The organism is Marinobacter sp., assembly GCF_039977835.1.
Classification (GTDB): domain Bacteria; phylum Pseudomonadota; class Gammaproteobacteria; order Pseudomonadales; family Oleiphilaceae; genus Marinobacter.
Genome location: NZ_JBDWCL010000014.1, coordinates 1 through 26,211 on the forward strand (window position 1 = coordinate 1; position 26,211 = coordinate 26,211).

Genomic DNA, 26,211 nt, shown 5'->3' on the forward strand with positions numbered 1-26,211 from the left:
TTATCCAAACTCATAATGAGAAGCTGGCGAAGCCATTCCGCTGGCACAAGAGCGCAGAATCGATTATGACTTCAGTGGCGCGAGCAAAGCTGAGTGTCATTGATAATAAATAAATGGATTACCCAGACGGGACACTAGCCACCCAGATACGCATTCTGAACGTCGGGGTTGGCCAGCAGGTTCTTCCCGGTATCGTGCAGACGGATGCGTCCTGTTTCCAGCACGTATCCACGGTCTGCAAGGTTCAGAGCCTGGTGGGCGTTCTGTTCCACCAGAAACACGGTAATGCCTTCTTCCCGCAGCTTGCCGATGATCTCGAAGATCTGTTTGATCACCAGCGGCGCCAACCCCAGGGACGGCTCATCGAGGATGATCATGTTGGGTTTGCTCATCAGCGCCCGCCCGATAGCCAGCATCTGCTGCTCACCACCGGACATGGTGCCGGCTCGCTGGTGCTCCCGCTCTTTCAGGCGCGGAAACAGCTCATAGACGTGCTCCTGGCTTTTGCGGATTTCCGATTTGGTATTGAAAAAACCGCCCATGTGGAGGTTTTCTTCAACGGTCAGGCCGGAAAAGACGCGCCTGCCTTCGGGCACAATGGCAATCCCTGAACGCATGATATTCGACGTCAGGTCCCGGGTGATATCGCGTCCCTGGAAAGTAACCCGGCCGGAGGTCGCCTGCGGGTTACCACAGACGGTCATCAGCAGCGTGGTTTTGCCGGCGCCATTGGCGCCGATCAGGGACACGATCTCACCTTTCTTTACTTCAACAGAGACGCCATGGAGCGCCTCAATCTTGCCGTAATGGGTATGGACATCTTCTAGTACAAGCATGGTTATTCCTCAGGCCTCACCCAGATAGGCTTTGATAACGTCGTCGTTCCGGCGAATCTCATCCGGCGTCCCGCTGGCCAGGGGGCGGCCCTGGTTGATCACGTTGATGCGGTCGGAGATATCCATCACCAGGCTCATGTCATGTTCAATCAGCACCACGGAAACGTTGTAGTCTTCCTTCAGGCTGATGATCAACTGGTTGAGATCCTTGGTTTCGGCCGGGTTGAGGCCGGCAGCTGGCTCGTCCAGCATCAGCAGCTTGGGCTCGGTAACCATGCAGCGGGCGATTTCCAGCCTTCGCTGCTGGCCATAGGCAAGGTTGCCGGCCTCCCGGTTGGCCATATCCATCAGGCCGACCCGGTCGAGCCAGTAGGCCGCCCGGTCGAGAGATTTCTGCTCCTTCTCACGATAATTCGGTGTCTTGAGAATACCTGAGAGTAGATTGGTATTGAGGTGGCGATGCTGGGCCACCAGCAGGTTTTCCACCACCGTCATGCGGCTGAAAAGCCGCACGTGCTGGAAGGTTCTGACCAGGCCAAGGCGGGAAATCTTGTAATCCGGTTTGCCCTGGATCTCGCGACCTTCGAACAGGATCTTGCCGCCTGAGGGCTTGTAGAACCCGCTCATGCAGTTAAAGACAGTGGTTTTGCCGGCCCCGTTGGGGCCGATAATCGCAACAATTTCGTGTTCCTTTACGTCCAGCGACACCTGATCCACCGCCAGGAGGCCGCCGAAGCGCATTGACAGATTCTGTACTTCAAGCATTACCCGTCACTCCTGCCGTTTCAGTTCGATGTGGATGCGTCGCATGGGCATCAGGCCCTGGGGGCGCCAGACCATCATCAACACCATGGCGGCACCGAATATCAGCATCCGGTACTCGGAGAACTCCCGTGCCAGTTCCGGCAGGATGGTGACCGCGATTGCGGCAAGGATGACCCCCATCTGGGAACCCATGCCACCGAGGACCACAATCGCCAGGATAATGGCCGATTCCAGGAACACGAACGACTCAGGGCTGATAAAACCCTGCTTGGAGGCGAAGACGGTGCCCGCAAAGCCGGCAAAGAAGGCGCCGATGGTAAATGCCGACAGCTTCACTGCTGTGCGGCTCAGACCCAGGGACTTGGCGGCGATTTCATCTTCCCGCAGGGCTTCCCAGGCACGGCCCACCGGCATGCGCATCAGGCGACGGATGGCGATAGCCGTGATCACGGCCAGTACCAGGGCAATCAGGTAGAGGAAGATCACCTTGTGTTCACCACTGTAGGCTATGCCGAAGGTCTCGTGGAATGAGGTGTTACCTTCTTCCTTGACCCGGCGGCCGAACTCCATGCCGAACAGAGTTGGGTCGGGAATGCCGCCAATGCCGTTGGGGCCACCGGTGAGGCTGGTCATGTTGTTCAGCAGGATACGGATGATCTCGCCAAAGCCCAGTGTCACGATGGCGAGGTAGTCGCCCCGTAATCGCAGCACCGGAAAGCCAAGCACCAATCCGAACAGGGCAGCCAATGCAGCGCCTATGGGGAGGGCGAACCAGAAGGATATGCCGTAATACTGCGACAGCAGGGCGAAGGTGTAGGCACCGACAGCGTAGAAAGCCACATAGCCCAGGTCCAGCAGGCCGGCCAGCCCCACCACCACATTCAGGCCCAGGGCCAGCATGACGTATATCAGCACCAGTGTTGCCAGGTCGACAGCACCACGGGAGGCAACAAACGGCCAGATAAGTGCCCCTATGACCATCAGAGTGAGCAGGACGGATTCCAGTTTCAGCCGTTTGCTCTGCTCCATGGGTTTTCGATTGGCAAGCGGGTTGACTGCGGGCAACTGGCGCAGGGACCCCATTATGTTGTCCCGGAACAGCTGGAACAGGAAAACAATAACCGCAGCGAGCAATACGCCGAGTATTGTAGAGGTTTTTGCTCCCTCGATCGTGACGTCTATACCCTCGCTCACGAGGTTGAATCCCAGAATGGGATAGGAAATTATCAGGGTGACAATGGCGCAGAACAGCGCGTGTTTCAGGTTATAAGCAGCCATCAGATCTTCTCAACCTCCGGTTTGCCAAGCAGGCCGGTGGGTTTGAACAGCAGGATCAGGATCAGCAGCCCGAAGGACACCACGTCCTTGTACTCACCACTGAGGTAACCGGAGGTCATGCTCTCGGCAACGCCGAGTATAAGGCCCCCAAGCATGGCGCCCGGTATGCTGCCGATGCCCCCAAGCACCGCGGCCGTAAAGGCCTTTAGCCCCGCAATGAAACCGAACAACGGGTCAATGGAACCGTAGTACATGCCCAGAAGCAGGCCGGCGACTGCTGCCAGCGCGGCGCCAATGACGAATGTGGCCGAGATAATCCGATTGGTGTCGATACCCAGAAGATTGGCCATGCCCAGATCCTGGGATACTGCACGGCAGGCGCGGCCAATGCGGGAACGGGAGATGAAGAGGGAGAGAATGGTCATGCAAACCAGGGTGGTCGCAAAAATAGTGATCTGCATGTACGTAATTGAGGTCTGGAACGAATCGTCGGAACCGAAGCGGAAGCCGCCCTCAATCAGTGCAGGAAAACCGATGTTGCGGGACCCTTGGGCAAGGTGAACATAGTTCTGCAGGAATATGGACATGCCGATCGCCGAGATCAGCGGAATTAGCCGATGCTTTCCTCGCACTGGTCGGTAGGCGACCCGTTCTACTGCCCACCCCATGGAACTGGAGACGATCATCGCGCAGACAAGTGCCACGATAAGAATCAGCGGCAGCCAGGCGATACCCAGCGCGGCGAGGCCGGTAATGGCGATAAGGGCAGTGTAGGCCCCGATCATGTAGATCTCACCATGGGCAAAGTTGATCATGCCGATGATGCCGTAAACCATCGTGTAACCGATGGCGATCAGGGCGTAGGTGCTCCCGATCGTCAGCCCGTTAATGAGCTGCTGTATAAAATAAAGGAGATCTTGCATCTGTGTGGGACTCCGATAGCCTGCTCCCTTCACTGCATTCAGGCATGACCCCGGTGTGCCGGGCGCTCAGACTGCAGGATCAACAGGAGCCTAGAAAAACACCTTCTCCCGGATCGCGGTGAGAAGGTGTTCTCATGATTACCGTTTGTTAACGATTTTGGCTCAGTTTACCGGAGTTTTGCTGCCATCTGAATGCCATTCGTAGACAACAAACTCGAACGATTCCATGTCGCCCTTGCTGTCGTACTCAACGGTACCGATTGGTGTCTGGAAGGTGCCTTCGCGCAGGGCTTCGGCTACCTCGAACGGATCGGTGGATTCGGCAGCTTCAATGCCATCAGCGATGAGCTGTACGGCAGTGTAGGAGGTAAGCACGAACGGACCGGACGGATCCTCGCCTTTTTCTTCAAAGGCCTGGACCAGTTCCTGGTTTTCCTCTTTCTCGTCGAAGCTCGGTGGCAGGGTTACCAGCAGACCTTCAGCTGCTTCGCCGGCAATGGTGTTGATGTCCTTGTTACCAACGCCTTCCGGGCCCATGAACGTGGCGTCAAGATCGGCCTGTTGCGCCTGGCGCAGGATCAGGCCCAGTTCCGGGTGGTAGCCGCCGTAATAGACGTAGTCTACATCAGCCTGTCTGAGCTTGGTGACCAGTGACGAGAAGTCCTTTGCGCCGGCCGTAATGCCTTCAAACATGGCCACTTCAACACCGCCTTCTTCGAGGGTGTCACGCACCGCTGTGGCAATGCCTTCCCCGTACTGCTGCTTGTCGTGTACTACCGCGACGCGTTCCGGGTTTTGACTGATCAGGTAATTGGCGGCAACCGGGCCCTGCATGCTGTCGAGGCCGATGGTGCGGAAAACCAGCTCATATCCACGTTCGGTAATCTCCGGGCTGGTCGAGGCCGGTGTGACCATCAGGATGCCTTCGTCCTCATAGATATCGGACGCCGGCTGGGTTGAACTGGAACACAGGTGCCCGACCACGAAGCGTACGCCTTCGTTGACCATGTTGTTGGCAACGGTTACGGCCTGTTTGGGGTCACACACGTCGTCGTATTCAACGCCGACGAGTTCCTCTCCCATAACACCGCCATTGGCGTTGATCTGTTCGATCGCCATGCGGGCACCGGAGAACTGCATGTCGCCATACTGGGCGACGGGGCCGGTCATTGGGCCAGCGATGCCGATCTTGATTTCAGCGGCAGCATGTCCGGCGCCCATGACGGCGACTGACGTTGCAATAGCAGTTACGAGTTTTTTGACTGGTGTGCTCATTGGGTCTGTCCTGTTTCAGGGTTATTCTTATGGTCTCAGCGATGTAAACAAACACCACACATGCTTGGTTGTCAAGCAATCAGGTGTCGGACTGCTCCTCATCTTCCGGGAAAATAAGTTTCCGGAAGCTTTCGTGATCCCGCAGCTGCTCAAAGCTGGGATCCACTGAGGCATCGTCCCTGTACGCCTCGGAAATATCAATCGACTTCTTCAGCGTTGCAACTGCGTCATCCCATCGCCCGATTTCGGCATAGGCGCAGGCCAGCTGATAGTGAGCATGGCCGTTGTCGGGGGCGAGTTTAAGGGCGCGCTGGCAAAGACTGATGGCCCACAGGGGCTCTTGCATTTCCAGCACCGCGTCTGCCTTGTAGCTTAGTGCCTCCACGTCATCCGGTCGAAGGTCCAGGATGGTATCGTAGGCGGCAATCTTGTTCTGCTGGGAGGTTTCCTGGCTGGCTTTGAGCCACAGGGAGTGAACTTCGTTGGTGCGCTCAATCTCCGCCTGATTCTGGTGGATGATATCCGATTTCTGCCGTAGCTGGTCTTCAATGAACTCGAGGCGTTTTTCGTACTCCACCACCAGTTCGTTGACCCGCTTTTCGGCCAGGGTGGTCAACTGATTGCGCATGTCGCGGATGGAATTCCAGCCGATCACGACCAGAATGGAGGTGGCACCTGCGATGAGGTAGAAGAAGTAGGTGACGGTGTCCGTGGCGTAGGACATGGTTTTGTCCGCCACCGACAGTTCTTTGTCGACCACCTTTTCTATCAGCTCCGCGCGGGTGTTCATCATTTCCTTGCGCAGCGCCTTGCTCTCTTCCAATAGGTACAGCTCGACAAACGGGGTGTACATGGGCTTTTCCAGAGTGTCGATGCGCTGCTGTACATCTTCCGCCGTCAGATCTTCCGGGGGCTCCTGTGCCAAAGCTCCTGTCGTGAAAAACAGCGCCAGAAGGCAGGAGGCAATGAGGGCTGTGAGGCGTGTCCCGGAAGGGCAGCGGGGGGCGATATTCTGTGCTCGGGTATTCATCTGGCCGTGTCCGTTTTGCGGAAATTCAACAAGGTAGTGACCTTAGCATAGTGGCCAGCGGAAAAAATGCTGAAATTGGTAAAAGAGCCGTTATGTCAGTGCAATAGGGTGTCGGGTTGCGGTGACTACTGGCTTGCAAAATCCGGAGTAAAGACCTCTAATAGTTAGTGGTATAAATAACTTGGTGATCTGGCAGTGGAGCGATGCGTTGAACAATTATGAAGAGGTTTTGGTGGCGTTGCGACGGGTGATACGCGCAACTGACCTGCATTCCAAACGTCTGAGCAAGCATGCGGGGCTGACAGGCCCGCAGCTGTTGATCATGCGCAGTATCCGCGACCTGGGCGAGGTGACGATTGGCACCATTGCGGACAAGGTCAGTCTCAGCCAGGCCACCGTAACCACGATTCTGGACCGGCTTGAGCACCGTAAGCTGGTTTACCGTGTTCGCAGCACCCGGGACAAGCGGAAGGTGCACGCGCACCTGACTGAGGAAGGCGTCGACATTCTGGCTCGTGCTCCGGAACCACTTCAGGAGGATTTCATCAAGAAGTTCCAGAGCCTGGCGGAGTGGGAGCAGACGATGATTCTGGCGTCGCTTCAGCGGGTGGCCAATATGATGGATGCCGATGATATTGATGCGTCGCCGGTTCTGGATGTGGGGCCAGTGCTTCGTGAGGATGGGTGGAAGGCCAAGGCTTGAGTAATGGTGGCTGGTTCGGGGGTGGTGATAAATTTTCTTTGGAAAAAGAAATCGCTGCGCTCAGACACCTTTGTTCCGGCAGAAAATTTATCACCACCCCCAAACCGATCTTACCTCTCGACTATCACCAAAATTAGTGCACGGACGCGCCTTTTTTCGGCTTATCCCCGAAACACACCTGAAACACATCGCTGTATTGCTTGGCGAAGTTCACCGTCAGCCCTTCCTTCAGGTAGTCCGGCAACTCTTCATAGTCTCCCCGGTTCGCGTCAGGAAGAATCAGGTTGCTGATTTTCTGGCGTCGTGCGGCGATGACTTTCTCGCGGATGCCGCCGACCGGAAGCACCTGGCCGGTGAGGGTCAGCTCGCCGGTCATGGCGATGTTCTGCTGGGGAGCTTCCTTACGGGCGATCGACAGCAGGGCGGTGGCCATGGTGACGCCGGCGCTGGGACCGTCTTTCGGGGTCGCGCCTTCGGGCACGTGCAGGTGCACGAAGGATTTGTCGAAGAAGGTCGGGTCGCCCTTGAAGCGCTTGAGGTTTGACGACACGTAGCTGTAGGCGATTTCGGCGGACTCTTTCATTACTTCGCCCAACTGCCCGGTGAGTTTGAAGCCGCGCTGGGTGCTGTGGATACGGGACGCTTCGATGCTGAGGGTGGCGCCGCCCATGGCGGTCCAGGCCAGGCCCGTCACTACGCCGGTGCCTTTCAGGGATTTTTCTTTCCGGAACGCGGGTTGCCCCAGGTAGGTGTGCAGGTCGGACACGCCGACTTTCACTGGTTGGTCCGGATTCTCCAGCAACCGCACAATGCCCTTACGGATCACTTTGTGCAGCAGCTTCTCCAGGCCACGTACGCCGGCTTCCCGGGCATAACCGTCTATGACCTGTTTGATCGCAGCATCGGTAATGTTCATCTGCTTTTTGAGCAAACCGGCCCGCTTAAGCAGCCTGGGCATCAGATAGTGCTTGGCGATGGCGAGTTTTTCCTCGGCGATGTAACCAGACAGGCGAATAACGTCCATGCGGTCCAGTAGTGGCCGGGGAATGGTATCCAGCTGGTTGGCGGTACAGATGAACAGAACCTTGGACAGGTCCATGCGCACGTCCAGATAGTGATCCAGGAACTCGCGGTTCTGCTCCGGGTCCAGGGTTTCCAGCAGCGCGGAGGCCGGGTCGCCCTGGAAGGAGGCGCCAATCTTGTCGATTTCGTCCAGCATGATCACCGGGTTGGACACCTTTGAGTCTTTGAGGGCCTGCACGAACTTGCCGGGCATGGCGCCAATGTAGGTGCGCCGGTGGCCCTTGATCTCGGCTTCGTCACGCATGCCTCCCACGCTGAAGCGGTAGAACCTGCGGCCGAGGGCATCCGCTACAGAGTGGCCGATGGAGGTTTTACCCACGCCGGGCGGGCCTACGAGCAGCAGGATGGAGCCGCTGACTTCGCCCTTGAAGGTACCTTCGGCCAGGAACTCGACAATGCGGTCCTTTACGTCATCAAGGCCGTCATGGTCGCGGTCCAGAATGCGCCGGGCTTCGGCCAGGTTAAAGTGATCTTCCGAAGTCAGGCCCCAGGGCACCTGTGTGAGCCAGTCCAGGTAGTTGCGGGTAACGCCGTATTCCGGGGAGCCCTGTTCCAGTACCTGGAGTTTCTGCAATTCATCGTCAAAGCGTTCCCGTACCTGTTCAGGCGGACTCAGTTTTTCCATGCGCTCACGGAAGCGTTCGGCGTCGGCGGTCTTGTCGTCCTTGGCCATGCCCAGTTCGCGTTGGATAACCTTGAGCTGTTCCTTGAGGAAGAACTCTCGTTGATGTTTCTGGACCTTCTCGTTCACTTCCTCACTGATTTCACTCTGCAGGCGCGCGACTTCCTGCTCTTTCGCCATCAGCAGCAGCACTTTTTCCATGCGCCGCAGCAGGGGAACGGTATTCAGCACTTCCTGCAGTTCATTCCCGGGGGCGCTGGTCATGGAGGCGCCAAAGTCTGCCAGGGGAGAACTGTCGTCCGGCCCGAACCGGGAGAGGTACTGCTTCACTTCCTCGCCGTAGAGCGGGTTGGTGCGCAGCAGCTCCTTGATGGAGCTGATGATGGCCAGGGTATAGGCTTTCAGTTCGTCGGCCGCTTCTTCCGGCTCTTCCGGGTATTCCACTTCCACCAGGTAAGGGGGGCGGCGCCGAAGCCACTGGGTAATGCGGAATCGTTGCAGGCCCTGGGCAATAAACTGGACTTTGCCGTTTTCCCCCTGAGCATGATGCACCCGCACCGCACAGCCGACGGTTTCCAGCTCCTCGCTACCGGGGATGCCCTGTTCCGGGTCGGTGTCCTCCACAAAGCAGATGCCCAGAACCTTGTGATCGGTTTCACCCACGCGCTTGAGAGTTTCCTGCCAGGGGTTCTGGTTCACTACAATTGGCTGCACCTGGGCCGGGAAAAATGGCCGGTTGGAGACTGGCAGAACGTACATGCGCCGGGGCATATGCTGTTTCGGCAACACCAGGCTTTTGCTGTTTTCGTCCTTGCCGATGTATTCCGTCAGGTCTTCTTCGGGCGCTTCAAAAGAGTCGTTGCGGTTGTCGTCGTTCATACCGTGCAAGCATCCTCCGGGAATGTGAATCCTGGGAGCAGTGCTCCCGGGTCTACAGCCTATGTAGCGGCAGCAGCGATTATTTCAAGGCAGGTAGTGGTATTTGCACGAATCAGGGCGGGGCGTTGCAACCTTGAATTTCCGCGCCCAGCCCCCACAACCATCAACAATCCGTTTACGACATTTCAGGAAACTATTTCCAGAAAACCAATTTCAGGTGCCACTCATGAGCAATTCGCCGTATATTTTTGAAGCCACCATGGACAACTTCCAGCAGGATGTCATGGAAGCGTCGTCCAGAACGCCGGTACTGATTGATGTGTGGGCGGAGTGGTGCGCCCCTTGTAAGCAGTTGATGCCACTGCTGGAAAAGCTGGCGGAGGAGTACCGTGGCGGTTTCATGCTGGCCAAAGTGAACGCTGATGAGCAGGAACAACTGACAGGCAGCCTGGGCGTGCGCAGCTTGCCCACGGTGATTCTGGTTAAAGACGGCCAGGCCGTTGACGGCTTCAATGGCGCGCTGCCCGAAAGCGAGATTCGCAAGATCCTGGACAAACACATTGAAATACCGGAAGACGAGGAAGCCCCCTACGACAAGGCGCATCGCCTGTGGGAGGAAGGCGACGTGGAAGCCGCCCTGGCCGTTCTCACGGAGATGAACCGGAACAACCCTGAAGATCTGAAAGTGCTCATCGATCTGGCCCAGCTCAAGGCCGAACTGGGCGACCTGGAAACGGCCGAACAGGTTCTGGAAAGTCTGCCGCCGGAAGAAAAAATGCAGCACCAGGCCAAGCAACTGGCGGCCCGCATCAAGTTTCTCAAGGCGTCCGCCGAGCTGCCCCCGGTCCATGAGCTGGAGGATGCACTGGACAAGGACCCGAAAGACCCCAACGCTCTGCATCTGCTGGCGCTGCATCACATCCTTCAGGAGAACAATCCCGAAGCCATGGAGCTGCTGATTCGCCTGATGCAGGTGGATAGCAAGTACAAGGATGAAGTGGCGAAAACCACGTTGATCGAGCTATTCGACAAGCTGGGCAACAATAACCCGGACGTGCGCACATACCGGCGTAAGCTGTATACCCTTATGCACTAGGTGCCCCTCAAAAAAACGGCCCCAAGAAGGGGCCGTTTGCAAACAAGGGCGGCCGTTAGCCATTCCCCTTCTTCATTTCCTCATACTCATCCTCGAAGAAGAACTTCTCTTCCCCAAGGGCCGGTTCCAGCTCATGCAGCCAGGTGGCTGTTTCGCTGTATTTGGCAAAGAACGGGCGCTGTACCCAGTCCGGGTTGCGGGCCTGGATAAACCGCAGCACGAAGACTTTTTCGCCGTTGATCTCGGTGATGCCCTGCACTTCTACCTTGCCGGGCCCGGCACTCATTGACGGGCCGCGTGCGGTACGTGCCAGGCCGGAAACCTGCTTCATGGCCTCGCGGTAGATGCGGAAGGCTTCCACCAGAGGTACTTCGAAGTAGTTCTTGGCGCCGGTATCCCGCTCCACAAACATGTAGTAGGGAATGATGCCCAGCTGCACTTCCTTGTTCCACAACTTTGCCCAGTCGTCGGCGTTGTCATTCACATGCTTGATCAGTGGGCCCTGGGCACGGATCTCAGCACCGGTGGCTCGCAGGCGGCGAATGGCCTCTTCCGCGATGTCGGTGGTGATTTCCTGCCAGTGGTTGTAGTGGGCCATGATGGCCACGTGCTTGCCGGCATCCACCAGACGGGCGAACAGGTCGATCAGCTCGTCTGCGTCCTTGTCGGTCACAAAGCGGTATGGCCAGAAGGTCAGGGCCTTGGTGCCGATACGGATGGTCTGGATGTGGTCGAATTCCGGTTGCAGCAGCGGCTCGAGGTACTGCACCAGATTCTTGGTCTTCATCACCATGGGGTCGCCCCCGGTGACCAGCAGGTCGGTCACCTCGGTGTGCTCCTGCAGGTAACCATGAAGCTTTTCGGCTTCGGTGCTGGCCATTTTCAGGTCTTTGTCACCCACGAACTGCGCCCAGCGGAAGCAGAAGGTGCAGTAGGAGTGGCACGTCTGGCCCTGGGCCGGGAAGAACAGTACGGTTTCCCGGTATTTGTGCTGTACGCCATCCAGAACTTCGCCGTTGAGTTCCGGCATGTTCATTTCCATCTGGCCGGCGGGGTGCGGATTCAGTTCGTCGCGGATTTCCTTCGCCACTGCCTGGATTTCTTTCTTATCGGCGCCTTCCCGGTGCATTGCTGCCATGCGCTCGTAATGCTCGTCCTTCAGCATGCCTTTCTGGGGGAATACCAACTGGTAGATGGGGTCGTTGGGCACCTTGTCCCAGTTGATCAGTTCATTGATGACATATTCATTGACACGGAAGGGCAGCACACTGGATACCACTTTCATTTCGAACAGGGTCTCCTCCGGGAGATTCTGTATAACGTCGATCTTGTCGAGCTGGCGGTCTGTGTAGACCTTGAAACGCCGCTCTTCGAACTCGGCAGTCGGGATGCGGTTCGGGAACGTGACGATGGAGTTCATAGCTCGCCCTCTTTGTCTGTGCGCCAAATTCAGGAGGATGGGTTTCGCCACCGCTCCGCTGGTTAAAAAACGGGCAGGCGAGTATACATAAATCTAAAAGCATTTTCAGGTCTAATTAAAAGTGTCGCTTCAATAGGATTTTGTTGATCGATAACGCTTTGATAAAAAAGATTAAAACTCCATATCAGCCAGAAAGTGTCGAGGATTCAGGGCTGTTTTTCTTTTAGCCCGTTAAGGTTTAGGCTGCCGTAGGAATCCTACGACCTTGGTCTGAATATGCTTGTTTGAATACGAAAAAGGCGCCATTCTTGCGTAAGTAACCGAAATAGTCCGGTAGTCAGGCGTAAATTTGTTCATTAAATTGAAATTTCGCACCAAAATGTAGTAAAAATACTACGTAATTCTCGGATTGTATCAGCGGACGTGTTGTCACCGTCTGAATGTGGCAGGCCAAAAGCCGTTAAAGCAAGGCGCCTCAGGCAGTAAAACTGGCAATCGTGTTCTATGCTTGTTCAAGGAAAGAAACAGGCGAACACCCACAACAAAACGTTCTGCATTCCATCGCAGCTTATCGACACTGCAAGGCGTTCAGCTGCTGATCGTGGCACGCGCCGCACTTTTTTATGGCAAGGGGAGGTTTGATGTACCAGGACGATGATCCCATTGAGACCAGCGAATGGCTGGATGCGCTGGAGTCTCTGATCGAACAGGAGGGCGTTGATCGCGCCAAGTACATTCTCGAAAGGCTCTCCGAACGAGCCAGCCGCGACGGCACCGAGTTGCCCTATTCCATTACCACGCCGTTCCGCAACTCCATTCCGGTGACCCAGGAAGCCCGCATGCCGGGTGACCTGTTCATGGAACGACGCATCCGTTCCCTGATCCGCTGGAATGCCATGGCAATGGTACTGCGTGCCAACCAGCGCCCCGGTGAACTTGGCGGGCACGTCTCGTCATTTTCTTCGGCGGCCACGCTTTACGATGTTGGCTTCAACTATTTCTTCCACGGTGGCGACGACAAGCGGGAATCGGATCTGGTTTACTTCCAGGGTCACTCTTCCCCTGGTATTTATGCCCGATCCTACCTGGAAGGCCGTTTTGACGAGGAGCAGCTGGACAAGTACCGGGAAGAAGTGGACGGCAATGGCCTGTCTTCGTATCCCCACCCCTGGCTGATGCCGGATTACTGGCAGTTCCCGACGGTGTCCATGGGGCTCGGGCCGATTCAGGCCATTTACCAGGCCCACGTCATGAAGTACCTGCACAGCCGTGAACTGATCGACATGGGCGACCGCAAGGTGTGGTGCTTCGTGGGCGACGGCGAGTGCGACGAGCCGGAAACCCTGGGCTCCATCTCCGTGGCTGGCCGCGAGAACCTCAGCAACCTTATCTTCGTGGTGAACTGCAACCTGCAGCGCCTGGACGGCCCGGTGAGGGGCAATGGCAAGATTATCCAGGAGCTGGAAGGTGTCTTCCGGGGGGCCGGCTGGAACGTGCTGAAAGTGGTCTGGGGCCGCATGTGGGACCCGCTGTTCGAACAAGATCAGGACGGCCTGATGCAACGGGTGATGGACGAAGCGGTGGACGGCGACCTGCAGAACTTCAAGAGCAACGGCCCGGCCTATACCCGCAAGCATTTCTTCGGCAAATACCCGGAGCTGTCCAAGATGGTGGAAAACCTCACCGATGAGGACATCAACAAGCTCAACCGTGGCGGCCACGACCCCTACAAGGTTTACGCGGCCTATCACCACGCCATTCACAACAATGGCGGGCGGCCCACGGTGATTCTGGCCCATACCATCAAGGGTTACGGGTTCGGCACCGCCGGCGAGGCCCAGAATACAGCGCACTCCCTGAAAAAGATGGACATGGAGCAGCTCAAGGCCTTCCGCGACCGGTTTGCCGTGCCGCTGAAAGACGAAGAGCTCAAGGACGTGCCGTATTACCGGCCCGCGCCGGACAGCCCTGAAATTGTCTACATGAACAAACGCCGGCAGGAACTGGGCGGTTTCTATCCCAAGCGCCGCAAGGACTGCCAGCCGTTGCAGACGCCGCCACTGGACACCTTCAAGGCAGTGATTGAAGGCTCCAATGGCCGTGCAATTTCCACCACCATGGCCTTCGTGCGTTTGCTGACGGCGCTGACCAAAGACAAGCGCATCGGCAAGCGGGTGGTTCCGATTGTGCCGGACGAGGCTCGTACCTTTGGTATGGAAGGCATGTTCCGCCAGCTGGGTATCTACACCTCGGAAGGCCAGAAGTACGTGCCGGAAGACCGTGACCAGATCATGTATTACAAGGAAGACAAGAAAGGTCAGGTCCTCGAGGAAGGTATCAACGAAGACGGTTCCATGGCGGCCTGGATGGCGGCATCCACATCCTACAGCACCAACAACTTCGCGCTGGTGCCGTTCTACATCTTCTACTCCATGTTCGGCTTCCAGCGTGTGGGGGATCTTGCCTGGGCATCCGGCGATATCCAGGCCCGTGGTTTCCTGGTGGGTGGCACCGCCGGGCGCACGACGCTCAACGGTGAAGGCCTGCAGCACCAGGACGGACACAGCCACATCCTGGCCCAGACCATTCCCAGCTGTAAGGCCTATGACCCGGCCTACGGTTACGAAATGGCCGTGGTCGTCCAGCATGGCATCAAGGAAATGTTTGAAGACAACCAGAACGTCTTCTACTACCTGACCATCGAGAACGAAAACTACGAGCAGCCCGCCATGCCGAAAGGCAAGGAAGCCAAGAGAGTGGAAGACGGCATCATCAAGGGTATGTACCTGCTGGATTCCGTTGAAACCAAGGGCCGTAAGAAAACCCCCAGGGTTCAGCTGATGGGTTCCGGCGCTATCCTCAACGAGGTGCGTGCCGCCGCCGAGCTGCTGAAGGATGACTTTGGCGTTGCCAGTGATGTCTGGAGCGTCACCAGCTTCAACGAGCTGGCGCGGGACGGGTTGCACGTTGAGCGCTGGAATCGCCTGCATCCGGACGACACGCCCAAGAAGGCGTACATCACCCAGTGCCTGGAAAAGCAGCAGGGGCCGGTGGTGTCTTCCACGGACTACATCAAGCTGTTATCCGAACAGGTGAGGGCCTATATCCCCAAAACCTATCTGACCCTGGGCACCGACGGCTTCGGCCGCAGTGACACCCGCGAAAAACTGCGGAGCCACTTCGAGGTGGATCGCTACTACGTGGCAGTGACCGCGCTGGCGGCCCTGGCGCGGGATGGTGAAGTGAAGAATGACGTGGTTCTCGACGCTATGCGCAAGTACGGAATCGACCGCAACAAAACGAACCCGGTGCTGAGCTAAGGAGACCGCCATGAGTGAACAGGAAATCAAGGTTCCGGATCTCGGCGGTGCAGACGAGGTCGAGGTTATCGAAGTCCTCGTCAGCAAGGGGGATTCGGTTGAGGAAGAAGATCCGATACTGACGATAGAGTCCGACAAGGCGTCCGTAGAGCTGCCGTCACCGGGTGCCGGCAAGATCACCAAAATCACTGTCAAGGTGGGTGACAAGGTCAAGGAAGGCGACGTTGTCGGGATGATGGAAGCCAGTGATGACTCTGGTGGTTCCGATGACGACAAGGATTCTGGTGAAGAAGCCAGCTCTGGCAAGGATGAAAAAGCTGAAGCCGAGTCAGACGACAAGGAAGAGAAAGCCGAAGAGAAGAAGCCGGCCCCGAAAAAATCTGGTGGTTCCCGCAAGGAAACCGTCCAGGTGCCAGCGCTGGACGGCTTCGATAATGTGCCCATTATCGAGATCAACGTCAGTGAGGGCGACGAAATCGAAGTGGACGATCCGCTGGTCACTGTTGAGTCCGACAAGGCCACCATGGAAATTCCGTCTCCCTATGCGGGGAAGGTCGGCAAGGTCCTGGTGTCAGAGGGCGACAAGATCTCGGAAGGCCAGGACCTGCTCGAAATGACCGTTGTGGAAGAAGGCGGTGAAGGCGATGAAGGCGGCGAAGAGGAAGAAGCTTCGTCCGAGCCGGCTGAGTCTTCCGGTGATGAGAAGCAGGAAAGCAAAGCGGAGTCGAAAGGTGAGAGCGAGGAGCCAAGGCCTGAGCCGGCATCAGCCACCTATGAGCCGCCTACTCCGGGTGCCAAGGTCCATGCCGGCCCGGCGGTTCGCAAGCTGGCCCGTGAATTCGGGGCGGATCTGGCCCGTATCAAGGGCTCTGGCCCCAAGAACCGCATTCTGAAAGACGACGTGCAGGCCTACGTGAAGAGCCAGCTGCAGCAGACGCAGCAGGGCAGTACGGTGGCCGGTGGCGGTGGTGCCGGCATTCCCGGTGTGAAGCTGCCGGACTTCAGCCAGTTCGGTGAGGTTGAGCGTGAATCCATGTCACGCATGATGTTCGCCACGGCCAACAACATGCAGCGCAGCTGGCTGAACGTGCCCCACGTCACTCAGTTCGAGGACGCGGACATCACGGATATGGAAGACTTCCGCAAGTCGCAGAAGGCGGCGGGTGAGAAGAAAGGGGTGAAAATGACTCCGCTTCCGTTCATCCTGAAGGCCTGTGCCACGGCGCTGGCGGAGCTGCCTCAGTTCAATGTGTCGCTGGACATGGATCGCAAGGAGGTGGTTCGCAAACAGTACATTCATATCGGGATTGCGGTGGATACGCCCAATGGGCTGATGGTGCCGGTGATCAGGGATGTGGACAAAAAGGGGCTCTGGGAACTGGCCGCGGAAAGTGCGGACCTGGCCCAGAAGGCCCGGGATAAGCAGCTGAAGCCGGCGGAGATGCAGGGTGCCTGTTTTACCATCACAAGTCTTGGTGGTATTGGTGGCACGGCGTTTACGCCGATTGTGAATACGCCGGAGGTGGCGATTCTTGGTGTCTCGAAGGCGGCGATGAAGCCGGTCTGGGATGGCAAGGCTTTCCAGCCGCGGCTGATGCTGCCATTGTCGCTGTCCTATGATCACCGGGCGGTGAATGGGGCGGATGCGGCCCGGTTTACTTCCCTGTTGAGTCAGTTGATGGGGGATATTCGCTCTCTTCTTCTCTGACTTTTGGTGATTGATCGCTTTGTAGTCTTCGGGTTACGGAGCGATCGCGAGGCCGGTAAGGCTATTCAGAACACGCCGCGAGTACGTCCATGTAGGCTCGGTCGGGCCATCCATGGCCCTCCACGGTTCTGAATAGCCTTACCGGCCTCGCTTGTTTTGGCTCCGGTAATATCGCACTCTCGCCTGGTTACTGCGGCGGCGGACTTGTTGTTGACTGGATTCTCCTCGGCATTCCGGCCAATGTAGCCACAGTGTTTCCTCTCCATGATCGGGTCTCGCCTTCAGATAACCCCAGGCATCCTAAGGAGACCGATCAATGAACGCCGCTGAACTTCTTTCGCAACCGCTGACCCTGAGAAACGGGGCGGTGATTCCCAACCGTTTTGCCAAGTCCGCCATGAGTGAAACTCTGGGCACGATGGATAATCGTGTCACGAAGGAACTACCGCGGCTTTACAGGACCTGGGCGGAAGGGGGCGTTGGGCTCTCCATTACCGGGAACGTGATGATCGACCGCCGCCATATCGGGGAACCGGGAAATGTGGTGCTGGAGGATGAGCAGGATTTGGCGTTGTTGCAGGAGTGGGCGCGGGAAGGGTCGCGGAACGGGTGTCAGTTGTGGATGCAGCTCAATCATCCTGGCAAGCAAAGCCCGAAGATGCTGAACAGGGCGCCTGTGTCGCCCAGTGCGGTGCCGTTCCGGAAAGAGTTGCAGGCGATGTTTGCGACGCCTCGGGCGTTGGAAGCACCGGAGATTGAGGAGGTTGTCCGGCGGTTTGCCACCAGTGCGGCGATTGCGGAGAAGGCGGGATTTGCCGGGGTGCAGATTCATGGGGCCCATGGGTATCTGGTCAGCCAGTTTCTCTCGCCCCATCACAACCAGCGGGAGGATGACTGGGGTGGCAGCCCCGAGAAGCGGATGCGGTTTGTTGTGGAGGTGTACAAGGCGATTCGGGCGTCGACCAGCGAGCAGTTCGGGGTTGGCATCAAACTGAACTCTGCGGATTTCCAGCGCGGCGGGTTTACCGAGGAGGAATCGCTGGAGGTCATCGACACTCTGGCGGGCCTTGGGATTGATCTGGTAGAGGTCTCCGGGGGCAACTATGAGAACCCGGCAATGGCGAAAGGAAACAAGGCAAGTACCGTAGCCCGGGAAGCTTACTTTCTGGAGTTCGCAGAGAAGGTCCGCAAGCGAGTGGATGTGCCACTGATGGTCACCGGCGGATTTCGCACCGAAACCGGTATGGCAGAGGCGGTCGCTTCGGGTGCGACGGACCTGGTAGGGCTGGCACGGCCGTTGGCGGTGGAGCCGGATTTCCCGAAACGGATTATTTCAGGGGAGACGTTCACCAGTTCTGTGAGGCCGATTCGCACGGGCATCCGCATGATTGATGATATGGCACTGATGGAGGTGAGCTGGTACACGCGGCAGCTGGGGCGAATGGGCAAGGGCAGGACGCCCAGGAAACACGATCGCGGGGTACTGTCTCTCATGGAAGTGCTGACGGTGATGACCAGTCGTGGTGTGCGAACAAGATTGCGGGCGGGGGAGTAATTTCAATAGCCATAAACAAAAACCCCGGCCGGAGCCGGGGTTTCTGCTGAGTTAACTAACTTCTAACGGAACGATTAGAAGTTGTACTGGGCTGCGAACATCAGACGGTTAGCGTCGTCGTCGCCACCCTGATTCTCAGCGTTGTAGTACCCGTACTCAATACCCATCATGACATTCTCGATCGGAATCCACTGGTAGTTAATGAAAGCGTTTGTGTTTGTTTCGCCAGCAGTGGGGTCGTTCAGGTCATCTACGTCCAGCTTGGTCATACCATAAGTGGCATTAATCGTGCGGCCACCGCCCAGGCTCAGGGACGCGCCAATAGTACCACCCATACCGGAAATAGTTTCCAGGTCGCCGTTGGCGTCAATGTAGGCATCGTCGCCACCAGAGCGGTACAGGTAAGCATTAGCGCCGTCAGTGTAGTTGATTGCGCCCCGGATCGTGATCATGTCGGACAGGCCCATACTTGCAGCGCCAAACACCGCATATCCCATAGCCGAGTCATCAGTGTCGTTGACCGGATCGTCATATTCATTTTGCTTGACCAGCGCAGCGGCAGAGTAGGAGAAATTACCAGTGCCATCTTCCAGTCGTGCGGTCAGAGCCGGCATGCCATTTTTACTGTCGTCGAAGCCACCGCCTTTAGGGTCCTCGATAGAGAACGACAAAGGTCCGGTTGTGTAACGAAGCTGGGCAGTACGTGATCCAAAGCCCGCTACGCCTGCCACGCCGTCAAAGTCCAGTGTTGAGGTTGTGCCGACAAAGCTGTTGTAGTTGGACCAGGTCTGGCCAGCCAGAATGCCGTTGTAGGACCCGTAGGCGTGACGAAGGCGAAGAGCTCCACCTTTATAGTCGGCACCCATGAAATCGCCTTCAATGTTAACCATAACACCGTCAGAGTTGGTGGCTTTCACGCCAATCCGGCTCTGAGAAGCAGCGGCACCAAAATGGCCGTCTACGTCTTGGCTATCGTCGACAGTTGGGAAAGTGCCGCCTCGGTGACCTGAATTAGCGACATTTTCATCCAGGTCGTAGCTCATGTTCAGGCGAGCGTAGCCGTAAACACTTGCATCTACATCACCAGCGCTGAAGCTGAAAGCTTGTGCCTGTGCAGCCACCCCAGAATTGCTACCGCAGCCGTTGAGCGAATTGCCATTCTTAATTTGTTGCTTTGCATCGTTGTTGTCTCCACACATTATTTTTGTTGGACCCACTTCAAAGTAGTTACGAATTCATGACATTTCAAATAATTTATTGCATTAATTAGACGAATGTCTATACAACGAAATCGGTGGGTTAGGGGAACTTTTTGAGGATTGTGTTTATTTCCGTGCGCCAGTAGGGCAAAACATCGGTTATTTCCGGCTTTGCGTACCTGTCTCCCATGAAAAAGAAAACCCGCACTCTCGACACGGCCACCTTCGCGTTTCTCGATATTGAGACCACCGGTGGCAACCATTCCCACGACCGTATTACGGAAATCGGCATCCGTTTCTGGCGGTCAGGAGAAGTAGTGGGCGAGTGGCAGACCCTGATCAATCCGGAAACCCGTATTTCCCCTTTTATTCAGAGCCTGACCGGCATCTCCAATGCCATGGTGGCGGGCTCTCCGGTGTTCGCAGACATCGCCGGTGAGCTGGAAGACCAGCTGAAAGGCACCCTTTTTGTCGCCCACAATGCCCGCTTTGATTACGGTTTTATCAAGGCCGAGTACCGCCGGCTGGGATTGCTGTTTTCAGCAAAGGTGCTTTGCACCGTCAAGCTGTCCCGCAAACTCTACCCCGGGTTCCGCCGCCACAATATGGATGCGTTGATCGCGCGCCACGGGCTGGGCCAGGTTCAGCGGCATCGGGCTCTCGGGGACGTGTCCGCCATGCTGGCTTTCTTCGAGCATGCGTTGGCGGAAAAAGGCGTAGACACCATGGAAACTGCCATTGCCGAGCTGCTTCAGCGGCCGAGCATTCCATCCAGTCTGCCGGTCGATGTATTGCAGGATCTTCCGCGCGGGCCGGGTGTGTATCGGTTCTATGGCGAAAACGACGTTCTTCTGTACGTAGGTAAAAGTACTAACATCGCCCAGAGAGTGGCCTCCCACTTCTCCGGAGACCACAATTCCAGCCGCGGTATCCGTATGTCTGAAAGCCTGCGGCGGGTGGAGTGGACCGAAACCGCTGGCGAGCTGGGCGCGTTACTGCTTGAATTAAAGCAGATAAAGAATCTGAAGCCACTGTTCAATCGCCGCTCCCGGGCCGCCAAGAACCTGGTGAGCATTGAACTTGCAGCGAATGGTGACGGCTATCTGCAGGCCCGGCTGGTTCGTGAAATCGAGCCTCACCGGCTGGGGAACTATTTCGGGCTGTTCCGCAGTAAGAGGGATGCGGAAAAGGCACTGAGTGGCATTGCCGCGAAAAATGACCTTTGCAACAAGCTGCTGGGGCTGGAGCCTGAATACGAGGGCCCCTGCTTTCAACGTACACTGGGGCGCTGCAAAGGGGCCTGTGATGGCGGTGAGGATGTGGTGAAGTACAACCTGAGGGTGCAGATTGCGTTTCATGCGTTGCGCCTGAAAACCTGGCCCTGGAAGGGGCCGGTGGGGGTTCTGGAACACAACCCAAGAACCGGGCAGACCGATGTTCTGGTGGTCTATAACTGGATGCATGTCGCGACGCTGGACAGCATGGAGGAACTGGACACCCTGTCGTTGCGGGGCCAGGCCGTCAATTTCGACCTCGACTCCTACAAGCTGCTGGTCAAGGCGCTGATGGGCCGGGATGGCCGGTCGCTGAAGGTGATGGAGCTGGGCGCGGTGGGCACACCGGATGTGCTCATGCCCTGAGTGGCGTATGATTAAATTTACTTTTTCACGTTTTGTTTGAGAGACACCAATGAACAGAGAACCCGTCAGCCGTGAATTATTCGATGAGGTAATGGTCCCCAACTACGCACCGGGGGGGGTGATTCCTGTAAAAGGGGAAGGCTCCCACGTCTGGGACCAGGAAGGAAAGGAATATATCGATCTGGCGGGCGGTATCGCGGTGACCTGTCTTGGGCACTCGCACCCGGGTCTGGTGAGCGCTCTGACCGAGCAGGCCGAGAAAATCTGGCACCTGTCCAATGTGATGACCAACGAGCCGGCCCTGCGGCTGGCAAAAACCCTGTGTGACCTTACCTTTGCGGAACGGGTGTTTTTTGCCAATTCCGGCGGTGAGGCCAACGAGGCCGCTTTCAAGCTGTCGCGTCGCTACGGCTGGGAACACTTTGGCCCGGAAAAGAACGAAATCATCGCCTTCAAAAATGCCTTTCACGGCCGCACCCTGTTCACTGTCAGCGTCGGTGGCCAGCCCAAATACCTGGAGGGTTTCGAGCCGGCACCGGGCGGCATTCACCACGCCGATTACAACGATCTGGAATCTGTGAAGAAGCTGATCTCCAAAGAGAAAACCTGCGCAGTGGTGGTTGAGCCAATTCAGGGTGAAGGTGGCGTTATGCCCGCGGATGCGGAGTTCCTGAAGGGCCTGCGTAAGCTTTGCGATGACAACGATGCCCTGCTGGTGTTTGATGAGGTCCAGTCCGGGGTTGGCCGTACCGGCCATCTATACGCGTACCAGATGTACGGAGTAACGCCGGATATTCTCTCAACGGCAAAGGGCCTTGGCGGGGGCTTCCCGGTAGCGGCCATGCTGACCACTGAAAAAGTTGCCAGAAGCCTGGGTGTCGGCACCCACGGCAGTACCTATGGGGGCAACGCCCTGGCCTGTGCGGTTGCTCAGCGGGTAATCGACACCGTCAGCCAGCCAGACATCCTCAAGGGCGTGGCAGCCCGTTCGGACCGGCTGCGCAAAGGCATGGTGGATATCGGTGAGCGTTACGGGATTTTCAGCGAAGTGCGTGGCTCAGGCCTGCTGCTGGGCTGCGTGTTGACGGAAAAATGGCAAGGCAAGGCCAAGGAGTTTCTCAATGCCGGCTTGGCGGAAGGTGTGATGGTGTTGATTGCCGGCCCCAACGTGGTTCGGCTGGCACCATCGCTGATTATTCCAGAGCCGGATATTGACGAAGCACTGGTGCGGTTTGAGGCCGGCGTTAAAAAGGTTTGCGGGAAATAAATTCCAGGAAGTAACCAGGGGAGCTGCCTATGTGGCTGGTACGTCCGGCTCAGCCGGGTGACCTGAAAGATATTCTCGACATCGCCGGGGGCCAGGGCCCACGGATGTCCTCCACGCTGCCAAAAAAAGAAGAGGCACTGTCCCTCAAGATTGATCAGTCCGCCCGCTCGTTTGCCGGCAACAACAGGTCGGATGAAGCCAAACGGTTCCTGTTCGTGCTGGAAGACACTGCCACCGGCAAAGTCCATGGCGTGTCCGGTATCGATGCCCGGGCGGGGAACGGACAACCATTCTACAACTACCGTAGAGACGCTTTGATCCATGCGTCCCACGAGCTGGGCGTCTCGCGGCGGGTGGAAGTTCTTTACCCCTCCCATGCACTGACCGACCACACCCTGCTGTGCTCGTTTGCCATCAAACCGGAGTTGCGTGGCACGGACGCCTTCGAATTGCTGTCACGGGCCAGAATGCTGTTTATTGCGGCTTACCGCCACCTGTTCACGGATCACACCGTGGTGGAAATACAGGGCGTGCAGACGGAGAGTGGCGAAGTGCCGTTCTGGGACAGTCTGGGCCGGCATTTCTTCAATATGGACTTTGAAACCGCGGACCAGTATTCCGGCATGCTGAGCAAAACCTTTATTGCTGAACTCATGCCTCCCAACCCGATCTATGTCACCTTGCTGAGCAAGGCGGCAAGGCAAGCTCTGGGGCAGCCGCACGAACAGACCCGTGCAACTTTTCAGCTACTGCAGCATGAGGGCTTCCACTGCGGCTGCTACCTGGACATTTTTGATGCCGGGCCGGTGCTTGAAGCCCGCACCGACGCGCTCAAATCCGTGGTTACCAGCCACCCGAAAATTCTGCATGCCGCAAATACTGACGACGGCGAGCTATGCCTGATTTCCGGCGGTGAAGGGGAAGACTTCCGCTGTACGCTGACACCACTGGCCGAAGGCCTCGCTGACGAGGTTAAAGTGCCACTGAAAACCTGGAAGTGCCTGGGCAGGAGCTCTGGTGACGAGGTAAGGATCACTCCATTATGAACAGGGCGATCGCACGCAGGAGGCCGGTATGTTGTTGATCCGACCACTACAGGAAAACGATCTGGATGCCCTGTATGCCATGGCGCAGGGAGCCGGCAAGGGGCTGACCACGCTGCCCGCAGACCGGGAGTTGCTGCAGAAAAAAATCGCCCATGCCCGGGAAACGTTCAACCAGCGATGCGCCCCGGAAGCCGGGCTTTATCTGTTTGCGCTGGAGGATACCGAACTGAAACGGTGCGTGGGTATCAGCGGCATTCAGGCGCGGGTTGGTCTGGATGAGGTGTTCTACAACTACCGGCTGAGCGTCACCGTGAATGCGTCACGTGAGCTGGGCGTGCATGTGCGCACGCCAACGCTGCACCTGTCCAATGACATGACGGATACCACCGAGATCTGTTCATTGCTGCTGTCCGGCTCCCATCGTGGCGGTGGCGCCGGGCTGCTGTTGTCCCGTTGTCGGTTCATGTACCTGGATGATTTCCGAAAGCATTTCTCGGAGAAAGTGTTCGCTGAAATGCGGGGCGTTTCCGACGGCAACGGCCAGAGCCCGCTTTGGGATGCCCTCGGAAGCCAGTTCTTCGATATGGAGTTCAGCGAAGCGGATATGCTGTCGGGCCTGGGCAACAAATCGTTTATTGCCGAACTGATGCCGAAATACCCCATTTACCTGCCAATGCTGCCAGACGCAGCGCGGGCTGTGATTGGCCGGGTCCACGATAACACCGCGCCGGCGCTCAGGATGCTGCAGGCGGAAGGGTTCAACTTCAACGGAATGGTGGATATTTTTGATGGTGGCCCGGTGGTGGAGGCTTTTATCCATAACATCCGCACTGTACGCGAAGGTATCAACCGCCATGTGATGATCCGCAAGAAGCCCCTGGATTCGAACGTGCCGCCGGAAGATCAGGTGATGATATCCAACGGTTCTTTTCGGGACTTTCGGGTAACCACCATACCCGCCGGATGTGTCGAGCTTGATACTGTCAGTATACCGGCCGAAGTGGCAGAGGCGCTGGAGGTTGAATCCGGGGACCGTGTGCGGCTGGCCCCTTTGAAAGATACCGGAAGGAGGTAGCGAGAATGGATAACATGAGCGGTCAATTATTTATTGACGGGCTCTGGCTGGAAGGCCACGGAGACCCGTTTGAATCCCTCCAGCCTGTTACCGGCGAGACAGTGTGGGAAGGCGTCAGCGGCAGTATCGAAGATGTCGACGCCGCCGTGCGCGAAGCCCGTTCCGCGTTTGTTGACTGGCGCAAGCGCCCGTTCGAGGAGCGCCAGGCACTGGTGGAAAAGTTTGGCAGGTTGCTGGAGGAGAACAAGGAAGACCTGGCGTACCGGATTGGACTGGAGACGGGCAAACCCCTGTGGGAATCCCGCACCGAAGTGGCCGCAATGATCGGCAAGATCGGGATATCCGTGAAGGCTTACCACGACCGTACCGGCCATTCCGAGTCCGACGTGGCTGGCGGCCACGCCGTGCTACGACACAGACCCCATGGTGTAGTGGCGGTGTTCGGCCCCTACAACTTCCCCGGGCACTTGCCCAATGGGCACATCGTGCCGGCCTTGCTGGCAGGCAATACCGTGGTATTCAAACCCAGTGAACTGACTCCGGGCGTCGCCGAGATGACAGTGAAGCTGTGGGAGAAGGCCGGCATCCCTTCCGGTGTGATCAATCTTGTCCAGGGGGCAGCGGCAACCGGTATGTCCCTGTCTTCTCATCCCGGCGTCGATGGTCTGTTCTTTACCGGCAGTTCTACCGTCGGGCATTTGCTGCACAAGCAGTTCGGTGGCCAGCCCGAGAAAATCCTGGCTCTGGAGATGGGCGGTAATAACCCCCTGATTGTGCAGGACATCCATGACGTGGATGGCGCGGTGCACCATGCACTGCAGTCGGCCTTCCTGTCTGCCGGTCAGCGCTGCACCTGCGCCCGCCGCTTGCTGGTGCCCAAAGGTACCAAGGGTGACCAGTTCCTGGAACGCTTCACAGAGGTCGTCAGCCGCATAAAAGTGGGTGAGTTCGACGCAGACCCGCAGCCCTTCATGGGCTCGGTGATATCACCTGAAGCGGCCGACAAGCTGCTGTCGGCCCAGAGCACTCTGTTGACCCACGGCGGCAAACCCCTGCTGGAAATGAAACAGCTGAAGCAGGACACAGGCCTGCTGTCGCCCGGTATTGTAGATGCCACTGGCCTGGATCTGGTGGACGAGGAGTTCTTTGGTCCCCTGCTGACCGTCTACCGCTACAAGAGCTTTGACGAAGCGCTGGAGTTGGCCAATAACACCCGTTATGGTTTGTCCGCGGGTATTCTGACGGATAGCCACAAGCTTTACGAGCGGCTTGCGGACGAAGTGCGTGCGGGCATCGTTAACTGGAACCGGCCACTGACAGGGGCCAGCAGTGCAGCTCCTTTTGGTGGGGTTGGTGCCAGCGGCAATCATCGCCCCAGTGCTTACTACGCTGCTGATTACTGCGCCTGGCCGATGGCCTCGCTGGAGGCAAAAAAGAGCGAAATGCCGGATAGCCTTGCACCGGGATTGAATTTCGACTGACGGAAACGAA

At 57.3% G+C, this 26,211-nt stretch carries 19 protein-coding genes; 10 read left to right on the plus strand and 9 right to left on the minus strand.

Going from position 1 to position 26,211, the window contains the following annotated elements; all coding sequences use genetic code 11:
* Nucleotides 1–134: 134 nt before the first annotated feature.
* From ABJM11_RS05895 to ABJM11_RS05920, 6 genes are all read right to left on the minus strand, one after another.
* On the minus strand, nt 135–836 hold the full coding sequence (locus ABJM11_RS05895; RefSeq protein WP_348293930.1) for an ABC transporter ATP-binding protein: 702 nt from the start codon (nt 834–836) through the stop codon (nt 135–137).
* A gap of 9 nt (nt 837–845) precedes the next feature.
* Entirely contained in the window at nt 846–1,601 is a 756-nt protein-coding gene (gene livG / locus ABJM11_RS05900; RefSeq protein WP_348293932.1) for a high-affinity branched-chain amino acid ABC transporter ATP-binding protein LivG, read from the minus strand.
* Nucleotides 1,602–1,607: 6 nt separating this feature from the next.
* Complete coding sequence (locus ABJM11_RS05905; RefSeq protein ID WP_348293934.1) at nt 1,608–2,879, minus strand: high-affinity branched-chain amino acid ABC transporter permease LivM; 1,272 nt, start codon at nt 2,877–2,879, stop codon at nt 1,608–1,610.
* A complete protein-coding gene (gene livH / locus ABJM11_RS05910) occupies nt 2,879–3,802 on the minus strand; it encodes a high-affinity branched-chain amino acid ABC transporter permease LivH (protein WP_348293936.1) in 924 nt (307 codons plus the stop codon). The genes ABJM11_RS05905 and livH overlap by 1 nt, the downstream gene beginning before the upstream one ends.
* 162 nt (nt 3,803–3,964) lie before the next feature.
* Nucleotides 3,965–5,077, minus strand: a complete 1,113-nt coding sequence (locus ABJM11_RS05915; RefSeq protein ID WP_348293938.1) for a branched-chain amino acid ABC transporter substrate-binding protein — start codon at nt 5,075–5,077, stop codon at nt 3,965–3,967.
* 79 nt (nt 5,078–5,156) lie between these two features.
* On the minus strand, nt 5,157–6,107 hold the full coding sequence (locus ABJM11_RS05920; RefSeq protein WP_348293940.1) for a TPR end-of-group domain-containing protein: 951 nt from the start codon (nt 6,105–6,107) through the stop codon (nt 5,157–5,159).
* Nucleotides 6,108–6,315: 208 nt separating this feature from the next.
* On the opposite strand from ABJM11_RS05920, the gene ABJM11_RS05925 reads away from it, so the two are divergent.
* The gene (locus ABJM11_RS05925; RefSeq protein WP_348293942.1) at nt 6,316–6,810 is read left to right on the plus strand and encodes a MarR family transcriptional regulator; all 495 of its coding nucleotides are present in this window, start codon (nt 6,316–6,318) and stop codon (nt 6,808–6,810) included.
* A gap of 133 nt (nt 6,811–6,943) precedes the next feature.
* On the opposite strand, the gene lon is transcribed toward ABJM11_RS05925, so the two are convergent.
* A complete protein-coding gene (gene lon / locus ABJM11_RS05930; RefSeq protein ID WP_348293944.1) occupies nt 6,944–9,394 on the minus strand; it encodes an endopeptidase La in 2,451 nt (816 codons plus the stop codon).
* 226 nt (nt 9,395–9,620) lie between these two features.
* On the opposite strand from lon, the gene ABJM11_RS05935 reads away from it, so the two are divergent.
* A complete protein-coding gene (locus tag ABJM11_RS05935; RefSeq protein WP_348293946.1) occupies nt 9,621–10,490 on the plus strand; it encodes a co-chaperone YbbN in 870 nt (289 codons plus the stop codon).
* A 55-nt stretch (nt 10,491–10,545) separates the two neighbouring features.
* Here the strand turns inward: ABJM11_RS05935 and ABJM11_RS05940 are convergent, their stop codons facing one another.
* A complete protein-coding gene (locus ABJM11_RS05940) occupies nt 10,546–11,910 on the minus strand; it encodes a lysine 2,3-aminomutase (protein ID WP_348293948.1) in 1,365 nt (454 codons plus the stop codon).
* Nucleotides 11,911–12,551: 641 nt separating this feature from the next.
* Between ABJM11_RS05940 and aceE the strand changes: the two genes are divergently transcribed.
* From aceE to ABJM11_RS05955, 3 genes are all read left to right on the plus strand, one after another.
* Nucleotides 12,552–15,230: a pyruvate dehydrogenase (acetyl-transferring), homodimeric type gene (gene aceE / locus ABJM11_RS05945; protein ID WP_348293949.1), complete on the plus strand. Its 2,679-nt coding sequence runs from the start codon at nt 12,552–12,554 to the stop codon at nt 15,228–15,230.
* A gap of 10 nt (nt 15,231–15,240) precedes the next feature.
* Nucleotides 15,241–16,938 carry a dihydrolipoyllysine-residue acetyltransferase gene (aceF, locus tag ABJM11_RS05950; protein ID WP_348293951.1) on the plus strand — a complete coding sequence of 566 codons (1,698 nt, stop codon included), beginning with the start codon at nt 15,241–15,243 and terminating at the stop codon, nt 16,936–16,938.
* A gap of 316 nt (nt 16,939–17,254) precedes the next feature.
* Nucleotides 17,255–18,493, plus strand: a complete 1,239-nt coding sequence (locus tag ABJM11_RS05955) for an NADH:flavin oxidoreductase/NADH oxidase family protein (RefSeq protein ID WP_348293952.1) — start codon at nt 17,255–17,257, stop codon at nt 18,491–18,493.
* A 74-nt stretch (nt 18,494–18,567) separates the two neighbouring features.
* Here ABJM11_RS05955 and ABJM11_RS05960 read toward each other — a convergent pair whose 3' ends face one another.
* Entirely contained in the window at nt 18,568–19,614 is a 1,047-nt protein-coding gene (locus tag ABJM11_RS05960; protein ID WP_348293953.1) for a DcaP family trimeric outer membrane transporter, read from the minus strand.
* A gap of 266 nt (nt 19,615–19,880) precedes the next feature.
* Here ABJM11_RS05960 and ABJM11_RS05965 point away from each other — a divergent pair, with 266 nt between their 5' ends.
* Genes ABJM11_RS05965 through astD form a run of 5 tightly spaced genes read left to right on the plus strand, consistent with a single transcriptional unit; the run spans nt 19,881 to nt 26,201 of the window.
* Nucleotides 19,881–21,332, plus strand: a complete 1,452-nt coding sequence (locus ABJM11_RS05965; protein ID WP_348293954.1) for an exonuclease domain-containing protein — start codon at nt 19,881–19,883, stop codon at nt 21,330–21,332.
* A 49-nt stretch (nt 21,333–21,381) separates the two neighbouring features.
* Nucleotides 21,382–22,599: an aspartate aminotransferase family protein gene (locus ABJM11_RS05970; RefSeq protein ID WP_348293955.1), complete on the plus strand. Its 1,218-nt coding sequence runs from the start codon at nt 21,382–21,384 to the stop codon at nt 22,597–22,599.
* A 29-nt stretch (nt 22,600–22,628) separates the two neighbouring features.
* Complete coding sequence (locus ABJM11_RS05975; protein ID WP_348293957.1) at nt 22,629–23,645, plus strand: arginine N-succinyltransferase; 1,017 nt, start codon at nt 22,629–22,631, stop codon at nt 23,643–23,645.
* A gap of 28 nt (nt 23,646–23,673) precedes the next feature.
* Complete coding sequence (astA, locus tag ABJM11_RS05980) at nt 23,674–24,720, plus strand: arginine N-succinyltransferase (RefSeq protein WP_348293958.1); 1,047 nt, start codon at nt 23,674–23,676, stop codon at nt 24,718–24,720.
* Nucleotides 24,721–24,725: 5 nt separating this feature from the next.
* On the plus strand, nt 24,726–26,201 hold the full coding sequence (gene astD / locus ABJM11_RS05985) for a succinylglutamate-semialdehyde dehydrogenase (protein WP_348293960.1): 1,476 nt from the start codon (nt 24,726–24,728) through the stop codon (nt 26,199–26,201).
* Nucleotides 26,202–26,211 lie beyond the last annotated feature (10 nt).

What these genes read in the sequence shown, in the direction of transcription:
- livG (WP_348293932.1), bottom strand. Translation starts at nt 1,601, where the DNA reads ATGCTTGAAGTACAGAATCTGTCAATGCGCTTCGGCGGCCTCCTGGCG.
- ABJM11_RS05915 (WP_348293938.1), bottom strand. Translation starts at nt 5,077, where the DNA reads ATGAGCACACCAGTCAAAAAACTCGTAACTGCTATTGCAACGTCAGTC.
- ABJM11_RS05920 (WP_348293940.1), bottom strand. Translation starts at nt 6,107, where the DNA reads ATGAATACCCGAGCACAGAATATCGCCCCCCGCTGCCCTTCCGGGACA.
- ABJM11_RS05895 (WP_348293930.1), bottom strand. Translation starts at nt 836, where the DNA reads ATGCTTGTACTAGAAGATGTCCATACCCATTACGGCAAGATTGAGGCG.
- astD (WP_348293960.1), top strand. Translation starts at nt 24,726, where the DNA reads ATGGATAACATGAGCGGTCAATTATTTATTGACGGGCTCTGGCTGGAA.
- aceE (WP_348293949.1), top strand. Translation starts at nt 12,552, where the DNA reads ATGTACCAGGACGATGATCCCATTGAGACCAGCGAATGGCTGGATGCG.
- ABJM11_RS05975 (WP_348293957.1), top strand. Translation starts at nt 22,629, where the DNA reads ATGTGGCTGGTACGTCCGGCTCAGCCGGGTGACCTGAAAGATATTCTC.
- astA (WP_348293958.1), top strand. Translation starts at nt 23,674, where the DNA reads ATGTTGTTGATCCGACCACTACAGGAAAACGATCTGGATGCCCTGTAT.
- ABJM11_RS05940 (WP_348293948.1), bottom strand. Translation starts at nt 11,910, where the DNA reads ATGAACTCCATCGTCACGTTCCCGAACCGCATCCCGACTGCCGAGTTC.
- ABJM11_RS05955 (WP_348293952.1), top strand. Translation starts at nt 17,255, where the DNA reads ATGAACGCCGCTGAACTTCTTTCGCAACCGCTGACCCTGAGAAACGGG.
- ABJM11_RS05965 (WP_348293954.1), top strand. Translation starts at nt 19,881, where the DNA reads ATGAAAAAGAAAACCCGCACTCTCGACACGGCCACCTTCGCGTTTCTC.
- lon (WP_348293944.1), bottom strand. Translation starts at nt 9,394, where the DNA reads ATGAACGACGACAACCGCAACGACTCTTTTGAAGCGCCCGAAGAAGAC.
- ABJM11_RS05935 (WP_348293946.1), top strand. Translation starts at nt 9,621, where the DNA reads ATGAGCAATTCGCCGTATATTTTTGAAGCCACCATGGACAACTTCCAG.
- aceF (WP_348293951.1), top strand. Translation starts at nt 15,241, where the DNA reads ATGAGTGAACAGGAAATCAAGGTTCCGGATCTCGGCGGTGCAGACGAG.
- ABJM11_RS05970 (WP_348293955.1), top strand. Translation starts at nt 21,382, where the DNA reads ATGAACAGAGAACCCGTCAGCCGTGAATTATTCGATGAGGTAATGGTC.
- livH (WP_348293936.1), bottom strand. Translation starts at nt 3,802, where the DNA reads ATGCAAGATCTCCTTTATTTTATACAGCAGCTCATTAACGGGCTGACG.
- ABJM11_RS05905 (WP_348293934.1), bottom strand. Translation starts at nt 2,879, where the DNA reads ATGGCTGCTTATAACCTGAAACACGCGCTGTTCTGCGCCATTGTCACC.